A 4,493-nucleotide genomic window follows, 5' to 3' on the forward strand; every position below is an offset into this window, starting at 1 on the left:
GTGAGAACCACCGACCGGGGAGATCGAGAGTGAACCGGGTAATCCCGCTCTGCGAACATGTTCGTTACGATCGAGTTATGACTGCGAGAAGAGAGCCGATCAGCCGTCGGGAGCGTCCGGCGAAGCCCGCCCTGTCCCGGCGCTGGATTGTGGACACCGCCGTGCGGATCATGCGGGCGGAGGGGCTCGGGAAGGTCACGATGCGCCGTCTGGCGCAGGAACTGGATACCGGCCCGGCGTCACTGTACGTCTACATCGCCAACACCGCCGAGCTGTACGCAGCCGTTCTGGATTCCCTGCTCGGCGAGGTCGACTTGACCGGGCGGGACGGCGGTGAGGACTGGCGCGAGCAGCTCCGTGCCGTCATGACGTCGTACACCCAGGTGCTGTTCGAGCACCCGCAACTCGCGCGGGCCGCGCTCGTGGCCCGCCCGAGCGGCGAGAACTACCTGCGCCTGGTGGAGCGCATCCTCGATCTCCTCGCGCAAAGCGGGGCCGGCCGCGAGCAGGTCGCCTGGGGGGTGGACAAACTGCTCCAGGACGCGACAGCCACCGCCGCCGAGCACTCGACGCGTGAGCACGATCCCGCCTCCGAGGACGAGTGGAACGCCACGGTGCGTGCACTGCACGCCGTGGACGCCGCCACGCATCCGGCGATCACCGCGCACATGCCCGCCCTGATCGGCGGCTCGGTGCCGGACAGGATCCGCTGGAGCTTCGACGTCCTCGTCAACGGCATCATGCACACACCCGTCCCGGGCGCAGTGGACTGACCCCAGGCGGGGCGGGCCGCCCTGGCGACGGACGCGGCCGGGGGCGGCAGTTCTCCTCGCCGCCCGCCGCAGGGAGCGACGAACTTGTTCGCAACGAACGCGTTCGTTATGGTGGGATGTAACGAGGCATTCCTTGCCTCCTCGCCGCGCAGCCGTCCCTGCAAGGAGCCCTGCGGCGTCGGCGGTGATGACTCGACGCACCGAGGTGTTCCCCTACTGTTTCCGGAGGCCCCATGAGCACCAGCCATTTCCCGATCGCGATCATCGGCGCAGGCCTTGGCGGCCTGACCGCGGCCCGTGTCCTGCACGTCAACGGCATCGAGTCAGCGATCTTCGAGCTGGAGGCGTCGGCGGCGGCCCGTACCCAGGGCGGGATGCTCGACATGGACGAGAACAACGGGCAGAAGGCCCTGCACGCCGCCGGCCTCCACGACGAGTTCCTCAAGATCGTCCACCAGGGTGGTCAGGCCCTGCGCCTGCTCGGCCCCGACGGCACCGTGCACGTGGCCGAGGAAGACGACGGCACTGGAGGCCGGCCGGAGGTGGACCGCGGCGACCTGCGGGACCTGCTGCTCGACTCCCTGCCCGACGGCACGGTCCACTGGGGCCGCAAGGTCACCGGTGCCCGGGCGCTGGGCGACGGGCGCCACGAGGTGACGTTCGCCGACGGCTCGGCCATCACCACCGATCTCCTGATCGGCGCGGACGGCGCCTGGTCCCGGATCCGGCCCCTGGTCTCGGACGCCTGGCCCGCCTACACCGGGATCTCCTTCGTCGAGACCGACCTGTTCGACGCCGACACCCGCCACCCGCGCAGCGCCGCGGTCGTCGGCGGCGGGTTCTTCATCGCCCTGGGGGACGAACGCGGTGTCCTCGCGCACCGGGAAAGCGACGGCAGTCTCCACGTCTACACGGCGCTCAAGGTCGACGAGGGCTGGCTGGACACGGTCGACTTCACCGACCACGCTGCCGCCAAGGCCGCCGTCGTCGCCCACTTCGACAGCTGGGACGAGGGCCTGCGCGGCCTGGTCGCCGACGCGGAGACGATCATCCCGCGCCGTATCCACGCCCTGCCGGTGGGGCACCGCTGGGACCGTGTCGCGGGCGTGACGCTGCTCGGTGACGCCGCCCACCTGATGTCCCCCTTCGCCGGGGAGGGCGCCAACCTCGCCATGTTCGACGGCGCCGAACTCGCCCTGGCCATCGCCGCACATCCCGGCGACACCGAAGCCGCTCTGGCCGCGTACGAGGAGGCCCTCTTCCCGCGCAGCGAGGCGTCCGCCGCCGAGTCCGCCGCCAACCTGAACACGATGTTCGACGGGCGGGGCCTGGAGCAGATGGTCGCGTTCTTCACCTCCGGCCCGGCAGCCCAGTGAGGTCCGCCCCGACGGCCACCGCACCCCCAGTCACCGAAACCACCCGCCTCAGCCAATCCGGGAGGAACCTATGACGACGTCCCTTGAGCGCACCATCCCGCTACGGCCCGGCCTGGACCTCGAGGTGCGCGAGGCCGGCACGGGCAGCAGCCCGGTCCTCGTCCTGCACGGCGGCCCCGGCCCGTCCAGCATCGCGGCCCTGACCGGCCACCTCGCATCGGATCACAGGGTGGTGGCGCCCACCCATCCGGGCTGGGACGGCACCGTACGGCCTGACGATCTGGACTCCGTGCCCGCACTCGCCGCTGTCTACCTGGATCTGCTCGGCCACCTCGGGCTGAACGACGTGACGGTGATCGGCACGTCCTTCGGCGGATGGGTCGCCACCCAGATCGTCCTGGACGACCGCGAGGGGCGGATCTCCCAGCTCGTGCTCATGAACGCCATCGGCCCCGTCATACCCGGCCAACCGGTCACCGTGCCCGCCGGTCCACCGGTTCCGGCGCCGCAGGAGGGACCGTCCGCGCAGTCGATGGCCGCCATGCGCGCCTACGCCGGGCCGGCCATGGGAGACGCCGGCATGCTGTCCCGCCTTTCCACCGTCACCTGCCCGGTACTGGTGATCTGGGGCGCCGACGACACGGTCGTCACTCCCGGCTTCGGCCGTGCCTACGCCGGGGGGTTCCCCCACGCGCGATTCGAACTCATCCCCAGCGCAGGACACCTGCCCATCCGCGAGAAGCCCGAGGCGGTCTTCACCCATCTCGACTCCTTCCTCACCTCCCGACCCTCGGCCACCGGCCACTGAGCCCTTGCCATCAGGGTTCCCCGTCCGCGGGCCGACGTCGGCGTTGTCCTCGGCAAGCGTCACGCGCGGCCGCGGACCGATCCGCGCCCAGGGCGGGGAGCAGGCGGCTTCTTCCACCCACCGGAGACACGATGACGGAGATCGCGATCATTCTCGGCAGCACCCGCACCGGACGTGCCGGCGAACGCGTCGCACAGTGGGTCCTGGAGCAGGCTGAAAAGCGCGGCGACGCCGACTACGACCTGATCGACCTCGCAGAGGTCGACCTGCCGCAGATCGACGAACCGTTCCCGCTCGCCATGGGGCGCTACACCCACCCCCACACCCAGCCTCGAACGGCATGTCCCAGCTGGACCCCAGCGATCGGCGCACGAGCGTGTCGTTGACGGAAAAGGCCAGGTCAAAGCCCGCAAGGGCAGCCTCTTGGAACATGCCGACAGGTACCCTCACCACGTCCCCCGCGTACCTGTACACCGAGTGATCAACCTGCGGTGGCCCGAACTGGCGTTGATCATCCTGGGTGGCCATCCATCAGCGATCACTGACACAGGTCGGTAACCGCCTCGATCGGTCCCGGGCGAGCCGGCGGGTCCGGAAGAATCCCCGGGGTGACCACCGACAGCACCACCGCCGCCGGCCCGAGCCGCTGCACCGTGCCGTGGGGGGCGTGATGAACAAGGCCAAGGCCGCCGCTGTTGCCGTCCTTGCCGCTGGCACGGCAGCCCTGCTGAGAAGGGCGGGCACTGGGCAACGCCAGGCTGACAGCGATAGGAACGAGTCGCGCAAGGAACCGACGCCGACACCGCAGGAGATCGAGTTCGACGCCATCGTGCGCGCGGGCGCCGCGTTCGTCGGCGGCATCAAGGTCATCTCCACCTGGTGCTTCGGCGCGGAGATCGCAGTACGATCCCGGTCCGGGCGAGGGGCATGGCAGGCGCATGTGGAGTACGACCCCGGAACGGGCCACGTCAACGCGTGGGGCACGTACCCGGCTTCGACCAGGCTCCGGCACTTCCGTGCGGAGCTTGAGGCACGCCTCGCCGAAGCGTGGTGACATCGACCTCGGCTGCACCCGAGCTTGGCCGTACGACCGGCTGGACGAGGCCTGCACCGGCCATGCCCTGACCGCCAGCACCCAGATCATTGACGGCCGGGTTCTGCCAGCATCCCGGCCTGAACAGTCCGGCCGACCTGGGCCATCTGACAGCGCCCCCAGAACCTGGGTCCCCGGGTCCCGCACCCTCGTGCGAGCCGGTTCGTCCGGAGTGGTCTCCAGGGCCCCAGGCGGCCGATACCGTGGAAGCAGGCGCCAGTTCTGCCCTCTGGAGCCCTCGATGAGCGAACAGCCGGCCCCCGCTGACCACGCCCGGCAGCAGGAGGAGCCCGCGGCCGCCGACGCCGTCCGCGCCTACGCCGCCCAGACCCGCGAGCGGGCCGACCAGTTCGCCGCCGTCTTGGAGGACATCGCCGAGAACGGGCTCCCCGCAGTCGAGGACTGCACCCCGTGGGAAGACCTGCGTGAGTCCCACCCTGACC

Annotated in this window: 6 protein-coding genes; all 6 read left to right on the forward strand. The window is 70.5% G+C overall.

Annotated elements, in window-relative coordinates:
- The first annotated feature begins 77 nt into the window (after positions 1–77).
- Positions 78–773: a TetR/AcrR family transcriptional regulator gene (locus ABZ646_RS40800; RefSeq protein WP_360531095.1), complete on the forward strand. Its 696-nt coding sequence runs from the start codon at positions 78–80 to the stop codon at positions 771–773.
- 233 nt (positions 774–1,006) lie between these two features.
- Positions 1,007–2,149, forward strand: a complete 1,143-nt coding sequence (locus ABZ646_RS40805; protein ID WP_360531098.1) for an NAD(P)/FAD-dependent oxidoreductase — start codon at positions 1,007–1,009, stop codon at positions 2,147–2,149.
- Positions 2,150–2,219: 70 nt separating this feature from the next.
- Entirely contained in the window at positions 2,220–2,957 is a 738-nt protein-coding gene (locus ABZ646_RS40810) for an alpha/beta hydrolase (protein ID WP_360531101.1), read from the forward strand.
- A 131-nt stretch (positions 2,958–3,088) separates the two neighbouring features.
- The gene (locus tag ABZ646_RS40815; protein ID WP_360531103.1) at positions 3,089–3,343 is read left to right on the forward strand and encodes an NAD(P)H-dependent oxidoreductase; all 255 of its coding nucleotides are present in this window, start codon (positions 3,089–3,091) and stop codon (positions 3,341–3,343) included.
- A 281-nt stretch (positions 3,344–3,624) separates the two neighbouring features.
- On the forward strand, positions 3,625–4,011 hold the full coding sequence (locus ABZ646_RS40820) for a hypothetical protein (protein ID WP_360531106.1): 387 nt from the start codon (positions 3,625–3,627) through the stop codon (positions 4,009–4,011).
- 280 nt (positions 4,012–4,291) lie between these two features.
- Positions 4,292–4,493, forward strand: a 202-nt coding sequence (locus ABZ646_RS40825; RefSeq protein ID WP_360531109.1) for a hypothetical protein, incomplete at its 3' end; no start/stop codon positions are given.

The organism is Streptomyces sp. NPDC007162, assembly GCF_040634175.1.
GTDB lineage: Bacteria > Actinomycetota > Actinomycetes > Streptomycetales > Streptomycetaceae > Streptomyces.